The organism is Methanospirillum sp., from assembly GCF_035406105.1.
In the GTDB taxonomy this organism is placed as follows: Archaea; Halobacteriota; Methanomicrobia; order Methanomicrobiales; family Methanospirillaceae; genus Methanospirillum.
Genome location: NZ_DAONKG010000368.1, coordinates 1 through 1254, shown reverse-complemented (window position 1 = coordinate 1254; position 1254 = coordinate 1). Strand labels below are relative to the sequence as shown.

At 47.6% G+C, this 1254-nt stretch carries 1 protein-coding gene and 1 pseudogene; one reads left to right on the top strand and one right to left on the bottom strand.

Going from position 1 to position 1254, the window contains the following annotated elements; genetic code table 11:
• Positions 1–579 (bottom strand): annotated as a pseudogene (locus PLA23_RS13555) (methyl-coenzyme M reductase glutamine C-methyltransferase); the annotation flags it as partial.
• A 195-nt stretch (positions 580–774) separates the two neighbouring features.
• Here PLA23_RS13555 and PLA23_RS13550 point away from each other — a divergent pair.
• Positions 775–1254, top strand: a 480-nt coding sequence (locus PLA23_RS13550) for a DUF2124 family protein (RefSeq protein ID WP_324475561.1), incomplete at its 3' end; no start/stop codon positions are given.

The window sequence follows — 1254 nt, the reverse complement described above, 5'->3', positions numbered from 1 at the left end:
CCTGACTTCCTTCAGGATCTCATCAAGTTCCCTGCTTCGTATCCGTCTGCCAAACACCCGTGGTACCTGACAGAACCCGCACCGGCCAAAACATCCCCGGTGGGTTTCAATGTATGTCTGGGCACCCCTGATATCCTGGGCTCCGATGTCATCCGGAATGAGGGGGAGCGGGAAGGAGAGATCCTGATTCCGTTTCTGCTCGGTTTTTATGATCCGACCATCTTCAATGTACGCACAGTTCGGACAATCAACTCGGTCTGCCCTATGAAGAATGCATCTGACAGCCTCTTCCCCTTCACCGCAGACAACAAGGTCTGGATGCAGTTCTCCAAGGACCATCTCCGGCCCTGAAGAGACCGGACCGCCGATGATGCACTCTCCCCCTTTCTGCTGAATACGCTTTACAACCTCTTTTATCGCCGGGTCCAGCAGATGAAGTGTACTGTACAGGCTCATGAAAACCTGATCCCCGTGCAATTGTGAAATATCGCGGGTTATGTGTGGATGAAATCCGGCATCTCGAATTATTCCTCCTATTCGCATCGCTCCATAGGTATACAGGCCGGGAGCGCCGACCATCACATTCGATATCCGGTTTTTCATATTCGTAAGATTGTTTGATTTTTCGCTTATAAATCAGTTCGAGGTTTTTTTCCTGGTTCTGGTTGCTTCAGGTGTATAATATTACTCATACGCTGAGAAATATATTAGAATAACTCTGACACTATATACATAGAATATCTCTGTAAGAATCTGCAGAGATGAGGTAGTGTTATGGGACAAACAACATATCAGGGGGTTCCGGGTATCCTGAGACCCTTTAAAGAATATATTGAAAAATGGTCACTTCCCGCAGGATCAGAGATTGTTTTCTACGGGGTGCCTGGTACCTGCACACCATTTGTGGAATTACTCTGCTTTGCCATCCGATCACTTTCCCTGACCTGTATTTTTGTGCCCTACACCGGAGAGGAAAAAGCCCACAAGCTGACAATGAAGCCGGATGTCGGTTTTCAGGCATCAGAGGCATACCTGCCGAAAAATCCTGCCGTCCTTGTCATCATGGGAGGGCTGGCCATGCCAAATATGCCGATTTCTGCAGATGATGTTGCGTCGGTGATGAACAAATGGAAAGGAGCAGGAACAATTGGGGTCTGCTTTATGCACATGTTTGAAAAGGCAGGCTGGCTTGATAAGATTATCAAAGTGAATCTTATCAAGCCAGCCTGCCTTTTCAAACATGTGCATAAAGCA